The 20,579-nt window shown below is 69.4% G+C and carries 25 protein-coding genes and 1 tRNA gene; 12 read left to right on the top strand and 14 right to left on the bottom strand.

The window, feature by feature from the left end; all coding sequences use genetic code 11:
- The first annotated feature begins 507 nt into the window (after positions 1-507).
- Genes BLS11_RS11730 through BLS11_RS11715 form a run of 4 tightly spaced genes read left to right on the top strand, consistent with a single transcriptional unit; the run spans position 508 to position 3,846 of the window.
- Entirely contained in the window at positions 508-1,452 is a 945-nt protein-coding gene (locus BLS11_RS11730) for a DUF4129 domain-containing protein (protein ID WP_092537677.1), read from the top strand.
- Positions 1,449-2,048 carry a DUF7269 family protein gene (locus BLS11_RS11725; RefSeq protein WP_092537675.1) on the top strand — a complete coding sequence of 200 codons (600 nt, stop codon included), beginning with the start codon at positions 1,449-1,451 and terminating at the stop codon, positions 2,046-2,048. Before BLS11_RS11730 ends, BLS11_RS11725 begins: the two co-directional genes overlap by 4 nt.
- Positions 2,045-3,316: a DUF58 domain-containing protein gene (locus BLS11_RS11720; RefSeq protein ID WP_092537672.1), complete on the top strand. Its 1,272-nt coding sequence runs from the start codon at positions 2,045-2,047 to the stop codon at positions 3,314-3,316. The genes BLS11_RS11725 and BLS11_RS11720 overlap by 4 nt, the downstream gene beginning before the upstream one ends.
- Positions 3,304-3,846, top strand: a complete 543-nt coding sequence (locus BLS11_RS11715; RefSeq protein ID WP_175454442.1) for a DUF7519 family protein — start codon at positions 3,304-3,306, stop codon at positions 3,844-3,846. Before BLS11_RS11720 ends, BLS11_RS11715 begins: the two co-directional genes overlap by 13 nt.
- Here the strand turns inward: BLS11_RS11715 and BLS11_RS11710 are convergent, their stop codons facing one another.
- Positions 3,847-4,797, bottom strand: coding sequence for an AAA family ATPase (locus tag BLS11_RS11710; protein WP_092537670.1), 951 nt, complete (start codon positions 4,795-4,797; stop codon positions 3,847-3,849).
- Positions 4,798-4,900: 103 nt separating this feature from the next.
- On the opposite strand from BLS11_RS11710, the gene BLS11_RS11705 reads away from it, so the two are divergent.
- From BLS11_RS11705 to BLS11_RS11695, 3 genes are all read left to right on the top strand, one after another.
- Positions 4,901-4,985, top strand: a tRNA-Ser gene (locus tag BLS11_RS11705).
- Positions 4,986-5,251: 266 nt separating this feature from the next.
- Positions 5,252-5,587 (top strand): DUF7344 domain-containing protein, encoded by a 336-nt coding sequence (locus BLS11_RS11700; RefSeq protein ID WP_092537668.1) that lies wholly within the window; start codon positions 5,252-5,254, stop codon positions 5,585-5,587.
- Between the two features lie 228 nt (positions 5,588-5,815).
- Positions 5,816-5,995, top strand: coding sequence for a hypothetical protein (locus BLS11_RS11695; RefSeq protein WP_092537666.1), 180 nt, complete (start codon positions 5,816-5,818; stop codon positions 5,993-5,995).
- Between the two features lie 123 nt (positions 5,996-6,118).
- On the opposite strand, the gene BLS11_RS11690 is transcribed toward BLS11_RS11695, so the two are convergent.
- On the bottom strand, positions 6,119-7,678 hold the full coding sequence (locus BLS11_RS11690) for a (R)-citramalate synthase (protein WP_092537664.1): 1,560 nt from the start codon (positions 7,676-7,678) through the stop codon (positions 6,119-6,121).
- 105 nt (positions 7,679-7,783) lie between these two features.
- Positions 7,784-8,128, bottom strand: coding sequence for a DUF192 domain-containing protein (locus BLS11_RS11685; protein ID WP_092537662.1), 345 nt, complete (start codon positions 8,126-8,128; stop codon positions 7,784-7,786).
- 150 nt (positions 8,129-8,278) lie between these two features.
- On the opposite strand from BLS11_RS11685, the gene BLS11_RS11680 reads away from it, so the two are divergent.
- Positions 8,279-8,812, top strand: a complete 534-nt coding sequence (locus BLS11_RS11680; protein ID WP_092537660.1) for a DUF7097 family protein — start codon at positions 8,279-8,281, stop codon at positions 8,810-8,812.
- A 70-nt stretch (positions 8,813-8,882) separates the two neighbouring features.
- Entirely contained in the window at positions 8,883-9,368 is a 486-nt protein-coding gene (locus BLS11_RS11675; protein WP_092537658.1) for a VOC family protein, read from the top strand.
- A 6-nt stretch (positions 9,369-9,374) separates the two neighbouring features.
- On the opposite strand, the gene BLS11_RS11670 is transcribed toward BLS11_RS11675, so the two are convergent.
- Positions 9,375-10,424 (bottom strand): lysylphosphatidylglycerol synthase transmembrane domain-containing protein, encoded by a 1,050-nt coding sequence (locus BLS11_RS11670; protein ID WP_245698884.1) that lies wholly within the window; start codon positions 10,422-10,424, stop codon positions 9,375-9,377.
- Between the two features lie 140 nt (positions 10,425-10,564).
- Between BLS11_RS11670 and BLS11_RS11665 the strand changes: the two genes are divergently transcribed.
- Together BLS11_RS11665 and BLS11_RS11660 are read left to right on the top strand one after the other, a co-directional pair.
- Positions 10,565-11,116 (top strand): GMP synthase subunit A, encoded by a 552-nt coding sequence (locus tag BLS11_RS11665; protein WP_092537654.1) that lies wholly within the window; start codon positions 10,565-10,567, stop codon positions 11,114-11,116.
- A 39-nt stretch (positions 11,117-11,155) separates the two neighbouring features.
- Positions 11,156-13,069, top strand: a complete 1,914-nt coding sequence (locus BLS11_RS11660) for a DUF2070 family protein (protein ID WP_092537652.1) — start codon at positions 11,156-11,158, stop codon at positions 13,067-13,069.
- 43 nt (positions 13,070-13,112) lie between these two features.
- On the opposite strand, the gene BLS11_RS11655 is transcribed toward BLS11_RS11660, so the two are convergent.
- From BLS11_RS11655 to BLS11_RS11625, 7 genes are all read right to left on the bottom strand, one after another.
- Positions 13,113-13,313, bottom strand: a complete 201-nt coding sequence (locus BLS11_RS11655; RefSeq protein WP_092537650.1) for an HVO_0649 family zinc finger protein — start codon at positions 13,311-13,313, stop codon at positions 13,113-13,115.
- A gap of 82 nt (positions 13,314-13,395) precedes the next feature.
- Positions 13,396-13,653 carry a DUF3194 domain-containing protein gene (locus BLS11_RS11650; protein WP_092537648.1) on the bottom strand — a complete coding sequence of 86 codons (258 nt, stop codon included), beginning with the start codon at positions 13,651-13,653 and terminating at the stop codon, positions 13,396-13,398.
- A gap of 6 nt (positions 13,654-13,659) precedes the next feature.
- Positions 13,660-14,049, bottom strand: a complete 390-nt coding sequence (locus BLS11_RS11645; RefSeq protein WP_092537646.1) for a prefoldin subunit beta — start codon at positions 14,047-14,049, stop codon at positions 13,660-13,662.
- Between the two features lie 84 nt (positions 14,050-14,133).
- Positions 14,134-14,391, bottom strand: coding sequence for a KEOPS complex subunit Pcc1 (locus tag BLS11_RS11640; RefSeq protein ID WP_092537644.1), 258 nt, complete (start codon positions 14,389-14,391; stop codon positions 14,134-14,136).
- A 24-nt stretch (positions 14,392-14,415) separates the two neighbouring features.
- A complete protein-coding gene (locus BLS11_RS11635) occupies positions 14,416-14,550 on the bottom strand; it encodes a DNA-directed RNA polymerase subunit P (protein WP_089764242.1) in 135 nt (44 codons plus the stop codon).
- Positions 14,551-14,589: 39 nt separating this feature from the next.
- Complete coding sequence (locus BLS11_RS11630) at positions 14,590-14,862, bottom strand: eL43 family ribosomal protein (protein ID WP_092537642.1); 273 nt, start codon at positions 14,860-14,862, stop codon at positions 14,590-14,592.
- 106 nt (positions 14,863-14,968) lie between these two features.
- Positions 14,969-15,697 (bottom strand): DUF2103 domain-containing protein, encoded by a 729-nt coding sequence (locus BLS11_RS11625; RefSeq protein WP_092537640.1) that lies wholly within the window; start codon positions 15,695-15,697, stop codon positions 14,969-14,971.
- 131 nt (positions 15,698-15,828) lie between these two features.
- Here BLS11_RS11625 and BLS11_RS11620 point away from each other — a divergent pair, with 131 nt between their 5' ends.
- Entirely contained in the window at positions 15,829-17,163 is a 1,335-nt protein-coding gene (locus tag BLS11_RS11620) for a hypothetical protein (RefSeq protein ID WP_092537638.1), read from the top strand.
- 6 nt (positions 17,164-17,169) lie between these two features.
- Here BLS11_RS11620 and truD read toward each other — a convergent pair whose 3' ends face one another.
- The 3 genes from truD to BLS11_RS11605 all read right to left on the bottom strand — a co-directional run bounded on the left by truD (position 17,170) and on the right by BLS11_RS11605 (position 20,525).
- A complete protein-coding gene (truD, locus tag BLS11_RS11615; protein WP_092537636.1) occupies positions 17,170-18,594 on the bottom strand; it encodes a tRNA pseudouridine(13) synthase TruD in 1,425 nt (474 codons plus the stop codon).
- 123 nt (positions 18,595-18,717) lie between these two features.
- Positions 18,718-19,095, bottom strand: a complete 378-nt coding sequence (locus BLS11_RS11610) for a response regulator (protein WP_092537634.1) — start codon at positions 19,093-19,095, stop codon at positions 18,718-18,720.
- A gap of 59 nt (positions 19,096-19,154) precedes the next feature.
- On the bottom strand, positions 19,155-20,525 hold the full coding sequence (locus BLS11_RS11605) for a sensor histidine kinase (RefSeq protein ID WP_092537632.1): 1,371 nt from the start codon (positions 20,523-20,525) through the stop codon (positions 19,155-19,157).
- Positions 20,526-20,579: the final 54 nt, after the last annotated feature.

Here is a 20,579-nt window from a genome sequence, read left to right as displayed (position 1 = left end):
GCGGAGAGAGTCGATTCGCTCGGAGGGCCGAAGAACGGGGATGGGGAACGGCATCCCCCGGTTGGGAGAGTTCGTCCCGGCACACCGGTTGGGGTCACGGGGGGGCTTCGGGGCCGTTGTATCTCCACGACACTCCTGCACGGGGAGGTGTCCCGGAGACAGTTTTGGATAGGCGGCACGACTACTTTAACCTTTACTTAGTCTGACAATAAAGTTCCACGCCGAATCGAAAATTCCAGTCGGGCTGGAACGGTTCCCGTCGAGAGAACGAGACCGAGATACTCGGCGTCTGTGCGACTTTTCGGCTCTCGCCCGAGCGTTTCGTTCGAGTCGGACCACCGACACGCATCCGTCTTCGTGTCACCCTGATATAACTTTAGCCTCCGGCGTCGCCGCCTGCGAACGGCCCCGGGGACGTGCGTCGCGACAGTCGGCGGCGACGGATTCGCCTCCGGCGGACTGTTCTCCCTCGAAACTACTTTATCGTGTGTCGCGGTATCCCGTGTCGTGAAGCGATCGGCCGGTCGGACGCTCGCCCTCGCCCTCCTCGCACTCGTCGCCCTCGGCGTCGCTGCGGCCACCATCGATACGGCCGTGACCGGCGGGGCCGGCGGCGGGGTCGGGCCGTCGGGCGCGACGGGTGCCGGCCCGACGACGGTGGACGACGTCGGCCCCGCGGAGGAAGGGGGGTCGGGCGGCGGACTCTTCGGCCCGGTCTGCATCCCGTTTCTCACCCGTCCGCTGGTGATGGTCGGTCTCCTCGTCCTGTTCGCGGGAGTCGTCGCCGCGACGTACAGGAAGACGCGGTCGGTGTTACCTCCCCTCGCCGTCTTCGTCTCGTTCGGCGTTCCGGGGTACGTGCTGTGGGCGTTTCTGACGGTCTGTTCCGTCGAGGGCTCTACATCCGCCGGCGTCGTGCCGGGGGCCGGACTCCCGAACGTCTCTGCGCCTATCGGAGGCGGCGGAGCGTCGGGTTCGGGTGGCGGCGCACTGACGGCCCCGAGCGCCGTCTTCGGTCTCGTCCTCGCTCTCGCACTCGTCGGAGCGGTCGCCCTCCTCGTCCTCTCGACGGGCGACGACGAGGCGTCCGACGCCGCCGTCGACGAGGACGCGGAGGAACCGGACGTCGACGTCGGCGACATCGGTCGGGCGGCGGGCGCGGCGGCCGACAGAATCGAACGCGACGCCGACGTCGAAAACGAGGTGTACCGCGCGTGGGGCGAGATGACCGACCTCCTCGACATCTCGAACCCGAAGGCGAGCACGCCCGGCGAGTTCGCCGACGCGGCGGTGGCCGCCGGGATGGCGCGCGACGACGTGACCGAACTCACTCGCCTGTTCGAGGACGTGCGCTACGGCGGCGAAGCGCCGACGGAGGAAAGAGAGGCGCGAGCGATCGAGGCGCTCCGCCGAATCGAATCGACGTACGCCGGCGCGGGGGAGGAGACGTGAACCTCTCGGACCTGACCGCCGCGGCGGGCGGCGTCTTCGTCCTCGGCGGCCTCGCCGGTCTGGCGGGGTTCGCCGTCCCCGGACTGAACGCGACGACTGTGTTCGTGACGTTCGTCGGCCTCATCGCGGGCGTTCAGGGACTCCGGTACGCCCTCCGGCGGCGGAACGTGACCGTCTTCGCGACGGAGACGGGCGACACGGAGCGTCGCTACCGGGTTCCGGTCCCGGGCGAGGACGCGGACCGGGAACTCTCCGTGGCGGGCGGGTGGCGCGGCGGTCGCGGGTCCTCCGGCGTCCGGGAGCGAATCCGCGAGTCGGCGGTCGAAACGCTCGTCCTCCGGGACAACTGCACCGAGGCGGAGGCCGAGGCGCGAATCGACGAGGGGTCGTGGACCGACGACCCCGTCGCGGCGCGGTATCTCGGGGCGGACGCGGCGGTTCCCCTCCGGACTCGCATCCGCCTCGCCGTCCGCGGAGACGTCGCGGCGGTTCGGGCCACACGAGCAGTCGCGGCGGTCGAACGACTCCGAGACGGGAGCGACCGGCGGGAGTCCGAGGCGTCACGACGCGCGCGCGACGGGAGGGAGGCGCGATGAGCGCCTTCGAGACGAACCGGTGGACCGGAATCGAGGGGGCGACGCTTCTGGCCGGCGCCGTCGGCGTCGTCGCCCAGCAACCGTCGCTGCTTCTGGTCGCCGGTCTCGGCGTCGCCTACACCGCCTACGCGTGGTTCGGCGTCGCGCCGCCGCCGACGCTCGAACTGACGCGCGAACTGAGCGACGACGCCCCCGACGCCGGGGACCGGGTGACGGTGACCGTCACCGTGAGGAACGCCGGAGACTCGACGCTCTCGGACCTCCGCCTCGTGGACGAGGTGCCGCCCGCCTTGGAAGTCGTCGAGGGGTCGGCGCGCCTCGGCACCGCCCTCCGACCCGGTGCGTCGGCGACGTTCTCCTACGAGGTGGAGGCGGTCCGCGGCGAACACGAGTGGGGGCCGCTGACGGCCGTCGTCCGCAGTCCGAGCGGCGAGGAAGAGCGCACGGCGGAGTTCGAAGCCGAGACGGCGACGGTTCTCGGCTGTGCGCCCTCGTTGGACGCGACGGCGGACCTGCCGCTTCGCGGCCTCACGACGCAGTACACCGGCCGCGTCGCGACGGACGTTTCGGGGGTCGGACTGGAGTTCTTCGCGACCCGCGAGTACCGCCACGGCGACCCGCTGAACCGCATCGACTGGAAGCGCCGGGCGAAGACGGGCGAACTCGGCACCGTCGAGTTCAGGGAGGAACGCGCCGCGACGGTGGTGCTCCTCGTGGACGCCCGCACGGAGGCGTACGTCGCGCCCGCCGAGGGCGACCGGAACGCCGTCGAACGGAGCGTCGACGCCGCGACGCAGGCGTTCACGTCGCTCCTCGATAGCGGTGACCGGGTCGGCGTCGCCGCCCTCTCGCCGCACGAGTGTTGGCTCCCGCCCGGCACCGGCGCGGACCACCGCGCCCGCGCCCGCGAACTGTTCGGGTCGCACCCGGCACTCGCGCCGACGCCCTCCGAGGAGGCGTACTTCGTGGCCGTCTCCATCCGTCGCCTCCGCCGCCGCCTCCCGACGGACGCGCAGGTGCTCTTTTTCTCCCCGTTGGCCGACGACGTGGCGACGCTCACCGCCCGGCGCATCGACGCCTACGGCCACCTCGTGACAGTCGTCAGCCCGGACCCGACGGCGGACGACTCGCCCGGCCGCCGCCTCGCCCGCATCGAACGCGAGAACCGAATCGACGCGCTCAGGCGGTCCGGAATCCGCGTCCTCGACTGGGGGGAGGAACCCCTCGCGACCGAACTCGCCCGCGCCGCCCGGCGGTGGTCGGCGTGAGCGAGATAACCCGGTCGCCGCCCGTCCTCGGGTCGTCGCTCGCTCTCGTCGCGGCGACGGTTGCGCTCCTCTCGGCGACGCTCGCGTCCCAGAGCGCGATTGCGCCGGCGGCGGCGGGGGTTCTCCTCCTCGGCGTCGGCCTCTACCGCGCCTCGCGCCGCCTCGTCACGCTCGGTTCGGCGGCCCTGTTCGTGAGCGTCCTTCTCGCGGGCGTGCGAGGCGCCCCCCCGGAGCCCCTGCTTTTGGCGGCGCTCGGAACCGTCCTCGCGTGGGACACCGCCGACAACGCCCTCGGCGTCGGCGAGCAACTCGGGCGCGAAACCGACACCTCGCGCCTCGTCGTCGTCCACGCGGCGACGACGCTCCTCGTCGGCGTCTTCGGGGCCGCCGTCTGTTACGCAGTCTACCTCGCTGCGGGCGGCGGTCAACCCGTCTCCGCGGTGGTCCTGTTGCTCCTCGGGACGGTTGCGCTCGTCTCCGCACTCCGCGGAAGCGGCGAGTCCGGCCGGACGGTCAGGCGCGGGCGCTAGTCACTCGATAGTCGGCACTTCGACGCGTTCGAGAACGTCCGCGACGATGTCGGCCTTCCGCACGTCGTTCACCTGCGCGTCCGGGGTGAGAACGAGTCGGTGCGCCAGCACGGAGGGGGAGACGCCTTTCACGTCGTCGGGGGTGACGTACTCCCGCCCCGCGAGGACGGCGTGGGCGCGGGCGGTTTCGAGCAGTCGCTGCGTCCCGCGCGGGGAGACGCCCACTTCGACTCGCCGGTCCGAGCGAGTCGCCCGCGCGACGTCCGCGACGTACCGGAGCACGTCGTCGTCCACGCGAACCGCCTCGGGCGCGCGGCGGAGTTCCGCCACGTCGTCGCCGCGGAGGACGGACCCCACCTCGGGGCTCCGCGCCTCGCGTCCGAGTCGCCGGCGGAGGAGTTCGACTTCGCCCTCCGCGCCGGGGTAGCCGACGTCCGTCTTGACGACGAAGCGGTCCACCTGCGCCTCCGGGAGGGGGAAGGTCCCCTCGCTCTCGACGGGGTTCTGCGTGGCGATGACGAAGAACGGACTCGGAAGAGCGTGCGTCTCGCCGTCCACCGTCACCTGTCCCTCCTCCATCGCTTCCAGCAAGGCGGCCTGCGTCTTCGGCGGCGCGCGGTTTATCTCGTCGGCGAGGACGACGTTCGCGAAGATGGGGCCCTTCGAGAACTCGAACGTCCCGTTCGATTCGTCGTAGATGTTGGTTCCGGTCACGTCCGAGGGGAGGAGGTCCGGCGTGAACTGCACGCGCGAGAAGGAGAGGCCGAGGGCGGTGGCGACGCTCCGGGCGGTGAGCGTCTTGCCCGTCCCCGGCACGTCCTCTATCAGGACGTGGCCGCGCGCGAGGACGCCGAGGAGGATTCGTTCGAGGAACGCGCTGTCGGCGACGACGGCCCGCGACACCTCGCGGAGCACCTCGTCGCACGCTTCGCTCGCGTCGGGGATGTCCATGACTGTCACGCGTCCCCTCGTGACTTAGTAGTCTGGGTCACGCCCGCGGTGTCTGCGAAAATCGAAACCGATTAATGAACCCCGCGACTACCAACGTGTGCAAGCCGAGGTAGCCTAGCCCGGCCAAGGCGGTAGATTCGAAATCTACTGTCCATTCGGACACGTGAGTTCAAATCTCACCCTCGGCGCTTTCTCAGAGACCCACCTCACAAGCGGCGCGTCTCGTCGCGCCGCGGTACGCGCGGGTCGCCGTGCAGCGCGGACGTGAGATTTGAACTAGGGAGCGATCATCGGGAGCGACCGTAGTTCACAATCTCACCCTCGGCGCTTTCTCGGAGACTCACCTTCGAGCGGTGCGTTCCGACACCGCGCGTCGAGTAGGTCCCTCGACCGGAAGTGCTACCGCACGAGAATGTGCATACTTTTGGTATGTGGGGGACGTATGTAGCGTACCGTGTCAGACCAACACGAAAACCCTCCATCCGAAGACGTTCTCGACGGCTATCTCGCGGTTCTCGTCGACGAGAGTCGCCGCACCGTCGTGAAAATCCTCGCCGAAGAGGACCGTCCGATTCCGCTCTCGTTGCTCGCCGGGTGGCTGACGTCCGGACGGCGGAACGCTTCGCTCGATGCGCTACCCGAACACGACCGCCGACAGATAGAGATGAGGCTCCACCACACTCACCTCCCGAAACTGGAGTCGGTGGGCGCCGTCCGCTACTGCCCCGAGTCCGGGCGGATAACGCCGGGAGAGAATATCGAGTCGGTTCGCGCCCTCGTAGAGGCGTAGTCGCACTCCCCGCCGGGGTTCGGTCCCGTCGCCGGTCGGGAGGCCCCAAAGTGGCGGCACTCGCCGGCCGAAACCACGGCGGGGGGTGGTTTCTCCGACCGCACTCGTCCCTTCGCGCGGAGAAGTTACCATCGAGATACCAGATCCGGAACGCCCACGCGCCTTCCGTCGATTTTACTTTCACTCTCCTAGGCTGAGGTACATATCCGTTCAGGTCGTAGTGAAAGTATGCACGCGACGACAGTCGAGAAACGAGCGAGCCGTCCGAGCGAGACGCAACGAATCGACGTGACGGACGTCTCCACGTGGGACGTCGCGGAGTTCGCGCGGTCCAACCTCGACGGGATGGACGTTCGGTTCGAGCGACGGCCCGGTCGGACCCACCTCGTCGCCGAAGCGGACCGCTGACGGCCTCGGTTTTTTCGCCGGTTTCGACGGACGGGAGAGCGGTCGCTGGCGGGTGCGGCGTCGGAGGAGAACGAGTCGCCGGGCGAGGAACCCGGACGAGCCTCGACTACCGGGCGAACCCGGTCAGTCGTCCGCTTGCGGCGCGGGCTTCGACTCCTCGGCTTCCGCCTGCAGGAGTCGGTCGAGGGCGTTCACCATCGCGTCCACGCTGGCGCGGGTGATGTCCGCGTCCGAGGCGGCGACGGTGACGGAGTGGTCGCCGCGACTCATCTCCACCTCGACGGTGACGACGGCGTCCGTGCCGCCGGTGATGGCGTCGACGTGGTAGGAGTCCAGTTGCGCGTCGGCGTCGGGTCCGAGCGCGGAGCGAACCGCCTCGACGGCGGCGTCCACCGGTCCGCTTCCCGTGCCCGAGGCGACGCGTTCCTCGTCGTCCACGCGGAGGCGGACGCTCGCGGTTGGCGTCCCGCCGCCCGAGGCGGCGGTGAGGTCCACCAGTTCGACGCGCCTGTCGCGTTCGCGGCCCTGCACGTCCTCGGCGATGGCGAGGAGGTCCGCGTCGGTGACGCGCTTGCCCCGGTCGCCGAGCGCTTTCACGCGTTCGACGACGGCGGCCAGTTCCTCCTCGCTCACGTCCACGCCGTGTTCTTCGAGTGCGGCGCGGACGCCCGCGCGGCCGGCGTGCTTCCCGAGAACGAGGCGACGCTCCCGACCCACCGTCTCCGGCGGGTACGGTTCGTACATCGTGTCGTCCTTCAGCGTGCCGTCCGTGTGGATGCCGCTCTCGTGGGTGAAGGCGTTCTCGCCCACGACGGCCTTGTTCGGCGGGAGGGGCACGCCCGTCGCCATCGCCACCTTCTGTGCGAGTTCGTACAGTTCGTCGAGCTTCGCCGTCTCGACGCCGTAGCAGTGCGACAGCGCGATGGCGACCTCTTCGAGTGCGACGTTGCCCGCGCGTTCGCCGATGCCGTTGACGGTGGCGTGAACGAGGTCCGCGCCCGCCGCGAGGCTGGCGTAGACGTTCGTCATGCCCAGCCCCAAGTCGTCGTGGGTGTGGGTGGACGTGGGGCCGATGTCCGCGAGGCGAGCGACGTACGAGTACGTCGTCTCCGGACCGGCGTGCCCGACGGTGTCGGCGTAACAGAGGCGGTCCGCGCCCGCGTCGTACGCCGCGCGCATGAGGCGTTCGAGGAAATCGAGGTCCGCGCGGGACCCGTCCTCGCCGATGACCTCGACCCAGAGGCCGTGGTCCTTCGCGTAGGCGACGAGTTCCTCGGTGTCTTCGACCACCTCGTCGTGCGTCGTGCCGACCTTTCGCTCGATGTGCTTGTCGCTTCCGGGGACCACGATGGTCACCCCGTCCACGTCGCAGTCGAGTGCGAGGTCGACGTCCCGCTTGACGCCGCGGGCGAAACTCGTCACCGTCGCGTCGAGTCCGAGCGACGTGACCTTGCGGATGGTCTCGCGTTCGCCCTCGCCGGTGCAGGCGCTCCCGGCCTCGATGTACGGGACGTCCGCCCTGTCGAGAGCGCGGGCTATGTCCGCCTTCTCGTCGGGCGTCAACGAGATACCCGGCGCTTGCTCTCCGTCGCGCAGAGTAGTGTCTAGAAGCTGTACCCGGTCGTCTGAATCCAAAACGGATGTAGGGGTGTTGTTGGGGTTACCCCCGAATAAATCGACCACGAGTCATGTGCTCACACACTCCGTTGCCGCGGACGTACTTAAAACGAACCCTCTCGACAGATTTTGTCCGTCGGGTTCGCGTCGGAGTGCCGTCCGGTTCGAGCGTCACTCGATGCGAACCGTATCGCCCACGTCCACGTCGTCGGCCGCCCCCGCGGGGAGTTCGACGATGGTGTCGGCGACGCCGAACCCGATGCCCGTCCACGCCGAGAGTCGCTTCTTCTTCTTGACCTCGCCCCCGCAGAGCCAGAGGGCGTCGATGGGGAACGGGACGAACACCATGTGGAGGCTTCGCCTGTCGGTGTCGTCGAAGGGGAAGACCAAGGCGTAGTCGTCGGGCACGTCCCGGCGGAACATCAGCCCGCGGGCTTTCGTGAGGAAGGAGTCGGCCACTTCGACGTCCGTGGCCAGCGTTCGTCTGTTCCCGTCGCGGAGGTGTTCGACCTGCACGCGTTGCCTTCTGCGGTCGTCCTACAAAACAGTTCAGGTCGGGTACGTGTCGGCGAACTGCTCGTACGGCCGCGTCGAGTCCTACCGGACGCCCGCACCGTCCGCCTCGCGACGGAAGAACGAAGGCCTCCGGGGTCCGAAGCGACGGACATGGAGGAGACGCCGACCGGGACGCCCGTGGGGGTGGACGACCCGTACGACCACGCGGGCGCGTGCGACCACCTCACCGGCGACGGCCGGTGCCGGTTCGCACTCGACAGGGCGGGCGACGACCCGGAGTTCGCCGCCGCGCGACGCGCAGACGACTACGAGTGCCTCGTCGCCGACGAGGACTGCGAGTGGCGCGACTGCCCGCACTACCGTTCGACCACCGACGGGCGCGAGTGCGTCCGGTGCGGACTCGAAGAGGTGCGCATGGCCCACGAGTCCGACAGCAGACCGCTCTTGGAGGAACACCACCTGTCGTACGGCGGCAGTAGCGACGCCGACGCCGACGAACCGAGCCACGAGATAACCGTCGCGCTCTGTCGGTGGTGTCACACGAAGGTCCACAAGTCGTTCGCCCGCATCGACGACGACGCCTCGCCGGACCCGGAGGCGTTCGCCGCGCGGGAGGAACGCCGGTCGAAGGAACAGGCGGAGTTCGGCTTCCAGTCGGCCGCGGACAGATTCGGCGGGGAGTAGCCTCGGGTACGGGCGTCGAACGCCCGTTCGGAGGGGTGAACGTCTTTGCGGTCGAACGCGTACCCGCCGTATGAACGACGACGCGTCCGCCGACGAGACGCCCGGCGACGAGACGCCCGCCGACGCCGTCCCATCGGAACTCGGGCACGTCCACCTCAAAGTCCGCGACGTGGACCGCGCCGTCGAGTTCTACCGCGACGTCGTCGGCCTCTCCGTCGCCGAACGCTACGCGAACTACGCCTTCCTCTCCTTCGGCGACCACCACCACGACGTCGCCCTCCAAGCGGTCGGTCCGGATGCGTCCGGGCCGGGGATGGGCGTCGGCCTCTACCACGCCGCGTTCGAGGTGCCGTCCGCCGAGGCCCTCCGCCTGACCGCCGAACGCCTCTCCGACCGCGGCGTCGAGTTCGCCCCCGTGGACCACCGCATCAGCAAAGCGCTGTACTTCGAGGACCCGGACGGAAACGGCGTGGAGGTGTACCTCGACACCCGCGAGGACAACGACAGGACGGAGTGGGACGGCGAGAACCGGCGGTTCGACCCGCAGTCGCTCTGAGTCGGCTCAGTTCGCCTCGATGGCCGTCAGCAGCCCCGTCGCGAGGGCGTCGACGGCGACGACGACCCAGTAACTGCAGACGCGATAGAGGAGTGCGACGGCCGCGCCGGATTCGACGGAGACGCCCGCGACGGCGACCAACCCGGCGGTGACGGCCACTTCGACGCCGCCGGCCCCGCCGGGAAGCGGCGACCACCCGACGAGGCCGGCGGCGGGCGCGACGAACAACGCCGCCGCGAACGGGACGCCGACGCCCAACGCCGCCGCCGCCGCCGTCAGCGACGCGGCGAACGCCATCCACCCGACGGCGACGAACGACGCCGTCGCCACGACGCGCCGCCTGTCTCCGGCGACGGCGTCCAACGCGCCGAAGTAGCTCTCGACGCGGTAGCGCATCGACTCCGGTTCGAAGGCGGCGGCGACGGACTCGACGCCGAGGCGCGCCGCCCCGCGGTGGATGCCGCCGGAAACCGCTGTGACGGCGCGTTCGACGACGCGTCGCCGCCGGGTCACCAACGCGACGACGCCGACGGCGACGACGAGTGCGCCGGTCAGACCGCCGAGGAACGTCCGCACGTCGCCCACGTCCGCGCGGAGGAACACGGTGGCGAGGCCGAGCGTCGAGAGAGAGATGGCGGAGACGAGGTTCAACAGGTCGGTGACGGTCACCGCGGCGAGTCCCTCCTCGTACTCGTAGTCGAACGGCCTGCTCACCGCGTACGCGATTATCGCCGACCCGCTCAGGCGTCCCATCGGAAGCACCTGCCGGGCGAAGTCGCCCGAGAGGTAGGTGAGGCGGTACTTCAGGCCGCCGATGGGTCTCGTCCCGCCGAGGGCGCGCCGGAGGGCCTCCCCCCACGAGAGAATCGCCGCCACGCCCGCGCCGCTTCCGACGGCGACGAGGCCGGGGTCCGCCCGCGAGATGGCCCGAAGCACGGCGACGCCCCCGGTGAACCAGACGAACACCGCGAGGACGACGACGGCGAGTGCGAGGCCGATGGCCGCCCGCGCCGCCGGTCGGAGGCGCGTGTACGTTGCGACGCCGGGTGTGTCCACGTCCCCACGCAGGAGGGCGGAGCCCTTTACCTGTCGGGTTTCCCGCAGAACACCGCCGAATCGGCCGACATCGGCGTCGTCTCCCCGCCGAGACGTTTCGGACGCTTTTTGTCCGCGTCCCGACTAGCGGTGCGCAACTGATGACCCGCATCGTCGTCATCGACAACCACGGCCAGTTCACCCACCTCGAACACAGGGCGCTCCGCGATCTCGGGGTGGACGTCGAACTCCTCGACAACGACACCCCCGCCGCGGAGATAGACGCCGACGGCATCGTCCTCTCGGGGGGCCCCGACATGGACCGCATCGGCAACTGCGCGGAGTACCTCCAACTCGACGTTCCCGTCCTCGGCATCTGCCTCGGCATGCAGATTCTCGCCGCCGAACTCGACGGTGCGGTCGGATCCGGCGACTACGGCGGGTACGCGGACGTCAACGTCGAAATCCTCGACGACGAGGACCCCCTCGTGGGGTCGCTCTCGCCGGAGACGCGCGTCTGGGCGAGTCACGCCGACGAGGTGAAGGAACTCCCCGAGGGGTTCGTCCACACCGGAACGAGCGACGTCTGCGGCATCGAATCGATGAGCGACACCGACCGCGACCTGTACGGCGTCCAGTGGCACCCCGAAGTCGCCCACACCGAGGAGGGCCGAGAAGTGTTCGAGAACTTCCTCGCCATCTGCGAACAGTAGTCGCACGAGTTTTAGTACGGAAGACGTGAACGTCTCAGCATGACGGCGACTCAAAGTGACCTCGCGGGACTGTCGCGGTTCATCTTCCGCGCCCCGAGTTGGTACGCCAGCCTCGGGTTCGCCCTCCTTCTTGCGGCGATGGCCGGCGTCGCCGCGTTCGACACGGGCGAGGCGGTTCGGACGTGGCGCGGCCTGTTCTTCCTCGGGAAGGACGCGTGGGAGGGAATCTTCTTCATCGGCGTTCCGACCATCGTCGCGGTGTTCGGCACGACCGGCGTCGACCGGTTCGTCGGCGGGAAACTGACGCCGAACCGGTCGTCGCTTCTCGCCCTCGTCTCGGAGGTGATAATGGTCGCCATCGTCACTATCGCCGCCATCGTCTCCGTGTTCACCCCCCTCGACCAGCGGTTCGTCTTCGACGCCCTCGTCGTCGCCCTCGCGTCGGTGTTCGCCTTCCGGTTACTCGTCATCATGGCCGTCTCGCAACTGTCGATTCTCGTCGCGGCGGTGCCGGCGAGCATCCAGACGCTGACGGCGGCGGTGCTCCTGTTCGTCTACAGCGGAACCCTCCGGTATCTCTCGTTCGGCGGGTCGCTCCTCAGCGCGTACCTGACGCCGTACCTCTCCCGGGCGGACCACGCCCCCGCCGCGCTCTCTGCGCTCTCGCCGGACCACTTCCTCATCCTCGGCGTGATGTGTTCGGTGTACGCCGCCTTCGTCTACGGCTTCATCGTCGTCGTGGACCGACCGTGGCGGCGGAGCCTCGGCGTCTCCATGCTCGATTTCCTCGGCGGGTTCATCGGCCACGTCGCCGAGGGCTCCCGGGAACTGGAGACGTTCTTCGAGAAACTGGGCGAGGAGGCCGTCGTGCCCGTCACGGTCCTGTCGTTCCGCGAACCCGGCGGCTCCGAGAAGGCGCGGTTCGTCCTGCCGATGATCCACCCCGGGCCGATGGGCGAAATCGGCGGCGGCAACTTCCCCGAACGCGTCGCCCGGCGTTCGGAGGGACTGGCGTTCCCGCCGCACGCCACCGCGGGTCACGACTTCAACCTCGTCACCGAACGCGAGGTGGACACCATCCTCGACACCGCCGAGGACGCCTACCGGAGCATCGAGTACGGCACCGAAGCGACCGAGAGCGTCCGCACGGAGTCCGGCGAGGCGAAGATGCTCGGGCAGGGGTTCGGCGACGACGCCTTGCTGGTGTCGACGTACGCGCCGGGCTTCGCCGACGACGTGGAGTACGCCGTCGGCCTCTCGGCGGCGGCGGAGGCGCGGACCAAGGGGTTAGACGACGTGCTCCTCGTGGACGCGCACAACTCCAACAACGGCCTCGACGGCCCGGACTTGGGGCACGTCACGCCCGGGTCGAAGCGCTCCTTCGACATGATAACCGCCGCGGGACTGGCGGGCGAGGAACTGCGCGAGGCCGACCGCGGCGACGTCTCTCTAGGCGTCGCGTGGCACCGGACGAACTGGACGCCGATGGAGGGAATCGGCCCCCTCGGCATCCGCGTCTCCGTCACCGAGGTGAACGGGCAGACGACGGCGTACGTCCTCGTGGACGGCAACAACATGGAACCGGGACTCCGCGACGAACTGCTCTCGGACCTCACCGAGGGCGAGGACGCCCCCGCCGACGTGGCGGAGGTGATGACGACTGACACCCACATCGTCAACACCGTCAAAGCCGACAATCAGGTCGGTGCGGCGATAGACTGGGACGAACTCCGGACGCTCGTCGCGGACCTCGTAGAGGAGGCCGAGGCGGACTGCGAACCCGTCGAGGCCGGGGTTGCGGTCGAACTCGCCGAGGTGACCGTCTTCGGGAACGACCGCACGGAGACGCTCGCCAGTCACGCGAACGCCGTCGTCTCGATGGGCGGCGCGTTCGCCGCCTCGGTCATCCTCGCGGCGATGGCCGTCAGCGTCCTCATCTTCCTGTTCGCGTAGCGGCTTCCCTCGAACTCCTTCGAACGCCGCTTTCAACTCCGCCTTACAGGCGTATCTCCGCGGTATCGACGGTTCCGCAACTCGGGCAGACGTGCTCGTAGGTCACCCGGCGGCCCGTCGTCGTCGCCGTCCACTCGCAGTCTTCGTCCACGTATCCGCAGGCCGTACACCGCGACCGCGTCCGTTCGTAGTGCGTTCGAAGCCGCTCCAGCGGCGTCCCACCGCCTCGGTTTCTGGTTGCCATATGGCACCATATAGCACACAGGAATATAACGATTTCTCACGAACGAGCGGGTGTCGTCAAAAAGTGCGTTTCGCGCTGACCGCTACGACTCGGCCGCGTCGGTTTCGCCGAACAGTTCGTCCACGGCGTCCTGCGCCGCGAGTGCGGCTTCGTCGGCCACCTCGTCGGCGTCGGCGTCGGCGTCCTCGGGGGCGTTGACGTACACGTCCACGTCGAGAACGCCGTCCTCGAACGTCACCGTCACGTCGAAGTCGGTGACCTCGGACTGCTTGTAGCGCGCGAAGATGACGCCCTCCGCGGCCTCGGCGGCCGTCTCCACGACCTCTTCGTCGGACGGCATCGTCGCTTACGCGCCGCCTGCGCCGCCGGGGCCCATCGGGCCGCCGCCCGCGCCGCCCTGCAGCATCTGCTGGAGTTCGCTCTGGAGGTCCTCGAACTGCTCTTGGACGCGCTCTTCCTGCTTCTGAAGCTGCTCGACGCGAATCTCGAGGGTGTCGACCTTCTCTTCGAGGTCGTCGTACGCCTCGTCGTACTCCGTCTCGACGAGCAGTTCGCCGATCTCTCGGTACATGACGGTGTCCTCGTCGACGTCTTCGAGCGTTTCGAGCGCCGTCTTGGACTCGGTGAGCGTGGACTCGGCCTGCTGTTTCTGCGCGGCGACCTGCTGTGCGGTCTCCTGGAGGTCCTGCAGTTCCTCGAGCTTCTCCTGTGCTTCCGGCGGCAGATTACCCTGCATACTCGGGCCGACGGGATGCTGACTGAAAAAGGCCCGTATTCCGCCCGCCGAGTGGGACGCCGGGACGCCTCCTGCGCCTCCGAGTCAGCGTTCTCGTGCGTCCGCCGCCACCGTCTCCGCGACGGAGACGAGGCGGAGCCACGAGTTCGTCCCCGCCCGGAGGGCGACGAGGTCCGCGGCGTCCACGCGGACGCGGACGACGTTCCCCTCGCGTTCGACGCCCGCGGCCGACCGCGCGTCGTCTATCTCGCCGACTTCGACGCGAACGCTCTCGGCGACGGTGCGGGCGCGTCGCTCGTCGGCGTAGGAAAATTCGAGCGTCGCGTCGTGCGCGCCGTCCATCGAGTCGAGAGAGAAAGACAGGAGTTACTCGACCGGGACTTCCTTCACGTCGGGCGCGCGCTCCTTCAGGAGGACGCGGTGCCCGCAGTACGGACAGCGCACGCCGCCGTACTCGTCCAGTTCGACGTCGCGCTTACAGCGAGAGCACTTGTAGCTCATTGTGTATCGTGAGTTGTGAAGCGTGTTGTATCTTCCGCGTTACTCGTCGTCGTCCGACGAGAGCGCCGCGCGGATGGAGCGACGGACCTGCTTTCCGCCGGGCGTCTGCGGGCGGTACGTGCCGCCGGTGAACAGTTCGCCCGTCTCCTCGTTCTTCCAGATGCCCGTGCCGACGCGCGTCACGTCGTCGCCGTCGACTTTCGCGGAGCGCATCTCGGCTTCTATCTCCTTGACCCGGCGTCGGGCGACGCGCCCGTAGCGAGCGCCGAAGCGACCGGCGCTGCCGGTCTTTCGTGCCTTCTTTTCGGCCATAGTATCGCCTGATACCCGGGGCGGGCGGATAAAGCCTACGAGTCGTCCTCGCCGCGTGCGTCGGGGTGGCACGCCGTCTCCGGCGCGTCGGCGCCGGCGACGCCCCTCACTCGCCGTCTTGGAGTTCCGCCTCGCGCAGGGCGTCGTTCAGGTCGTCGCGGACGAACTCACCGGTTTCGGTGTCCATCGCCGTCGTGACGACGCGGTTCTCCTGCACGCTCGACCCGTCGCGGAGGAGGAGTCGGACGTTGCCGTTGCCGTCGGCGCGGGTCACCTTCGCGCGGAGACTCGTGCGGGAACCCTTCCCGCTTGCGTCTATCGGGCCGGGAATTATCTTCTTGACGTGCGGGTGGCCCGCGACGACGCCGATGGCCCGGCGGCCCTTCCGCCCGCCGATGAGCGTCGAGTGCGTGCCGCCGACTTTCTCTCGGGGCGGCGTCTCCACGACTTCGAGGGCGCGTTCGCCCCGCCGTTCGAGGACGCGTTCGACGGGGTTCTCGCCGGCGACGCGGAAGAACTCGTGGTGCAGTTGCGCGCGCGTCTCGCGCAGGACGTCCCTGTCGCCCGCGGCGTACACCTCCTCGGGGCGCTTCCGACGCACCTCGTCGGCGACGAGTCCGGCGAAGTTCCGCAGTTCGACGACGCGACTCTCGTCGCCGTCTTCGGGGATGGTCGTCACCGTCGTCTTCCCTATCACCTCTTCCTCGTCGAGCATCGTCAGTTCGGCGCGCGCCCGTTCGAAGACGACGACGACGGTGTCGCAGTTGGCGGTGTTACAGGTGAGACAGTAGTCTCCCGGTTTCTCTAACGGCGTCCCACACCGCCCACAGTCCATGTTCGACGGAAAGCGACGGCCGCATAAAAGCGCCGCGTCATCCGAACCGCGCCCTCGACGGCGGCGTCGGACGCCCTCGCGCCGCGTCGATGCGGGAAGACATTTATCGGGCGGAACGAATCTCACCGACGATGACGGACCGCCCGCTCGCTTCCGCCGCCCTCGCCCTCGTCTGTCTCCTCCTCGTCGTCGCCGTCGCCCCCGCACCCGTTGCCGCCGCCGGGAGTCCGCAGGGGGAACCGGCGGACCCCTTCTGCGGGCAGACCGTCGCGTCTGCGCTGAACCGGGCCGGTCTGAACGCGACGGTCGAATCGAGTTCGGCACGCGCAGTCGTCCGCGAGGACGGAAGCGCCCGGTGGGAAACGACGGTCACGTTCGCGGACCCCGCGACGGCGACCAGACTCCTCGCCGACGATTCGCTCCGCCGAAGCGTCCTCGACGAGATATCGGGGGCGGCCGAGGCGTCGGCCGTCACCGTCGCCGCCGAGGGCGCGGACTCGCACTCGCTGGTCGTGCGCCACGCGACGGAGGCGTTCGCCGCGCGGACGCCGGGCGGCCTCTACCGCGTGGACCACTTCCGCATCCGCGGGCCCGAGTACCGGACGTTCGACTGCGACACCCTGACCGTCGTCGCGCCCTCGGGGTACTCCCTCGCGAACGACCCGGCGGGCGCGGACGTCCGCGCAGACGGGAACCGGACGGTACTCACCGCCCCGGGCGGGGACGGCGACGACTTCTTCCTCGTGTTCGCGCCGACGGCGCTCCCGTCGCCGGTTCGGTCCGCGCTCTCGCGAGTCGCACTCGGTCTGGGCGTCTCCGGCGCCGTCGCGTCGAACCTCCTGTGGTTCGTCTGCCTCCCGGGCGCGACGCTCGCGGGTTCGCTCGTCGGCTACCACCGACTCCTCGGCGCTCTCCTCGGCCGCGACGCCTCCCGGGGAGTCACCGCCCGCGAAGTCGGACTCGGCGTCCTCGCACTCCTCCTCGTCGGCGGCGTCCCCGCGGGCCTCCTGTTCGGACTCGCCGCGGACTCGCCGTTTCTCCCCGTCGCGGCGGGCGTCGCCGCCGGCGCACTCCTCGTCGGACTCCACTCGCGGGGCGCGCCGCCGTCGTTCCGAGGCTCCTTGCTCCCCGTCGCCGTCGGGGGTGCCGTCGCCGCCCTGACCGCGGCGGGCGTCGTCGCCGCGGGCGTCGTTTCGGGGTCGCTCGCCGCCGCGAGCCTCTTCGCCGCGACGCTTCCGATTCTGGGCTACCCCCTCGGCGTCGCGGCGACGAGTGGGTGGCCCGTCCGCCGCGTCGCCGCCGCCGCGACTCTCGCCTTCGCCGCGGCGGTGGTCGCGTGGGTTCCGATGACCGAGGCGAGCGGGTCGCCCGGACTGGCTATCCTGTCGGCTCTCGTCGCCGCCGCCGTCGCTTCCCTCGCCGCCGTCCCGTTCGCCCTCGTCGGGGCGGCCGCCGGCGGGCGGTGAGGGGTCTCACTGCTCTCGCGGACTCGTCTTCAGGTACTCCCGCAGGAGCACCGTCGCGTACGACCCCGAGGGGAGCGAAAAGGAGAGGGTGTACGCGTCGGACTCCGTTTCGACGTCTACCTCGGTCCGGAGGAGGACGGCCCGCCGCGTTCCCGAGGAGTCGAACTCGCCGGGCAGGTCGAAGTCCGCGGGTTCGAGGCCCAACTCGTCCATCACGCCGCGTTCGACCTCCCCCGGTTCGCCCTCGGCGAACTCCGTTTCGGTGCCGACGAGGGGTGCGGTGACGAACGCCCGCCCGCGTTCGCAGTGCCGCGCCATCACGTCCACCCGGCGACCGGTGGCGACCTGCGTGCGGTCGGTGTCCGGTCGGTAGAGGCCCTCCGGCGCGTCGCGGTCGGAGAAACACACCACGTCGCCCTCGACGGGGCGGGTGAGGGGCATCCCGCGTTCGAGGCGTTCGCTCAGTATCCTGTTGAACGCGTACGACTGGGCGGCGTTGACGAACAGTCGCTGGAGGTTCCGCGGGACGGCTTCGAGGGCGTGCCGCCAGTCGTCGTCCGTCTCCGCGCCGTCTTGGGCGAGGCGGTGGAGCATCGACCGTTCGTACCGCAGGCGGTTCGGCATCCGCTCTACGGCGGCGGCCCAGTCGGGGTCGGCCGAGTCGGCCTGCTCGTCCACGAACCGCCGCGCCGCCTGCGTTCCCTCCGGTTCCGCGTCGAACGGGTTGCCGGCGTACGTCAGCACGGCCTCGCGCCACTCGCCGCGGACGACGCGCAGGCCGACTTCGTGCGTCACGGGGCGACGACTGCCGAATCGCTGGTGGCCGAAGTAGTTGGGGACGGCCACCTCGGCGGGGTACGACGAGGGATCGTCGTTCTCGCCCGCGTCGGCCTCCGCGTCGCCGCCCTCGTCGGCCTCCGCGTCGCCGCCCGCGTCGGCGAGGAACGACGCGAGTTCGGCGGTGACGGCCGCCGCGTTCTCCGGGCGGTCGACGTCCGTCACGCGAATCTCGAAGGCGTTGCCCGCCAAGTCGCCGAATCCGAGGTCGCGCCCGACCCGTCCGAGCACCTCCGCGTCGGCGTCTCGCACCTCGGGAATCTCGTCCGGGGCCACGTCGCGGACGGTGAACAACTGCGTCGTGACCGCGTGTTTGTCCTTCGTTCCGGCCCACGCGACGCGTTCCCTGCTGACGCCGAGGGCGTCCGAGAGGCGGCGCGCGTAGTCGTTCGTGTCCCACCCGCGCAGGGTGACCCGAAGGAGGAGGTGGGGGTAGTCGCCGGGGTCAGAATCCGCGGGTTCGGGGTCCATCCCTTCCAGTTCGCGGACCCTGAAATCCTCGGGCGACGCCCGGAGACGGCCGCCCGTCCCCGCGGCGTCGCTCACGTACCGTTCGATACCGACGCGCCGTTCGAGTGGGTGTGCCTCTCGCATCTGTGTCTCCCCGGCAGGTCCGGTCGTGGCACCTTCCGCCCGGACCGACAAGGCCCCTCCGGTTCGTGCGAGGGTGAGCGAAACGAGCCCTCGAAGAAGTGAGCCCTCGAAAAAGTGAACGGCCTACCCCTCGGCGTCCTCGCGCGCCAGTTCGAGGAGTTCCTCGACGGTGTCTACTATCTCCTCTCTTGTCACGGGTTTCGTCAGGTAGGTGTCGAACGACTCCTCCGTCGCCTCCACGTCGGGGTCCACCGCCGTGACCATCGCGACGCGGCAGTCGTGGCCGCGTTCGCGCATCTCAGCCAGCGTCTCGTCGCCCGAGAGGTCCGGCATCCGCCGGTCTAAGAGCACCGCGTCCACGTCGTCGTCGACGAGTTCGAGGGCCTCCTTGCCGCCGGTCGCGGTTCGGACGTTCGCGGTCTCGGAGAGCCACAGCGCGTACGCTTCGACGACCGTCTCCTCGTCCTCGACGACGAGGACGGTCGGTCGGTCCTCGGTCATCGTACTGTCGTAGACGTTCGCCGCGGCCGATACATAACCGTGGCGTCCCTGCCGCGCCGTCACCCGGAAACGCCGGTCACCTCGAACCGCGCGCCCTCGGCGTCGCCGTCGCCGAGTGAGACCGTCCACCCGTGGGCCTTCGCTATCTCGGCGACGATGTTCAGCCCGAATCCGGTCCCGCGTTCGGCGGTCGAGTAGCCGTACTCGAAGACGTTGTCCCGTTCCTCCGGCGGGATGCCCGGTCCGTCGTCGGCGACGGCGAACCCGTCCGGGAGGGGTTCCACGCGGACGGTCACGTCGGGCCCGGCGTGGGTGACGGCGTTGTCGAGGAGGTTCTCGAAGAGGCGGCGGACGCGCCGGGGGTCGCCTCGGACGGTGCCGAGGTCGTCGTCGACGAGAACGGTTCCCTCGTCGGACGGCGTCGACTCCCACGCCTTCTCGACGGCCCGCCGCAGTTCGACCGGTTCGGGGTCATCGACCGTCGTCCCCTCGCGGGCCAGCGTCAACACGTCGTCTACGATGTCGGCCATCCGGTCGTGGAGCCTATCGAGCGTGTCGAGGTAGTCGCTCTCGACTCCCTCGGCCTCCCGGAGGAGCGTCGCCTGCGCCTGCGCGGCGTTCAGCGGGTTTCTGAGGTCGTGCGAGAGGACGCTCGCGAACCGTTCGAGGTGTTCCTCCCGTTCCTTCCGCGCCGTGATGTCGCGCGCGACGCCGACGGCGCCGCTGTACTCCCCGTCGTCGCTCGGGAGGGGCGCGATGTTCGACTCGATGATCCGGGTGCTCCCGTCCGGGCGTTCGACGGTCCCTTCGAGTCTGACGGAGTCCTCGGGGCCGTCCACCAGTCGGTGAATCTTCTCGAACCCGTCTTCGTCCTCCGACTCGACGAGGCGACTCGGATCCGCCCCCTGCAGTTCCTCGCGGGAGTACCCGCTGAACGAGACGGCGGCGTCGTTGACGAAGTCGATGCGGTCGTCGGCGTCGATGGTGAACACCGGGTCGGAGACGAGGGAGACGAGTCGCTTGTACCGCTCTAACTCGTTTTCCTTCTCCTTTCGATCGTCGATGTCGCGGATGACGCTCAGGAGGCAGTCGCGGTCGCCTATCTCCGTCCGCGAGAGGTTCACCTCCGTCCAGAACTCGGTCCCGTCTCTCGCCTTCGCCTTCCACTCGAACGTGGCCTCCCCCTCCCGTCGCGCCTCGTCGAATCGACGTTCGACTTCGTCGCGGCCGTACGTGTCGCTGTCGGCGCTGTACTCCTCGATGCGACGGGATTTGAACTCCTCGGGGGTGTAGCCGTACATCTCCTCGACGCCCCCGCCGACGGCGAGAGTCTCGCCGGTCTCGGCGTCCCGAACGGTGATGACGTCGTTGACGTTCTCCAGCACGTCGAGAAGCGTCTCGTCCGGGTTAGACGCGGCGAACTCTTTCATCGTTCGGTATGGAATCTTCTGTCGGGTAAGCAATGTGGCCGACTCGATGTGAAA

Origin of the sequence: Halopelagius longus (assembly GCF_900100875.1) — an archaeon.
Lineage (GTDB): Archaea > Halobacteriota > Halobacteria > Halobacteriales > Haloferacaceae > Halopelagius > Halopelagius longus.
Note: the sequence above shows the minus strand (reverse complement) of the source record. Positions and strands in the feature narration are given on the sequence as shown.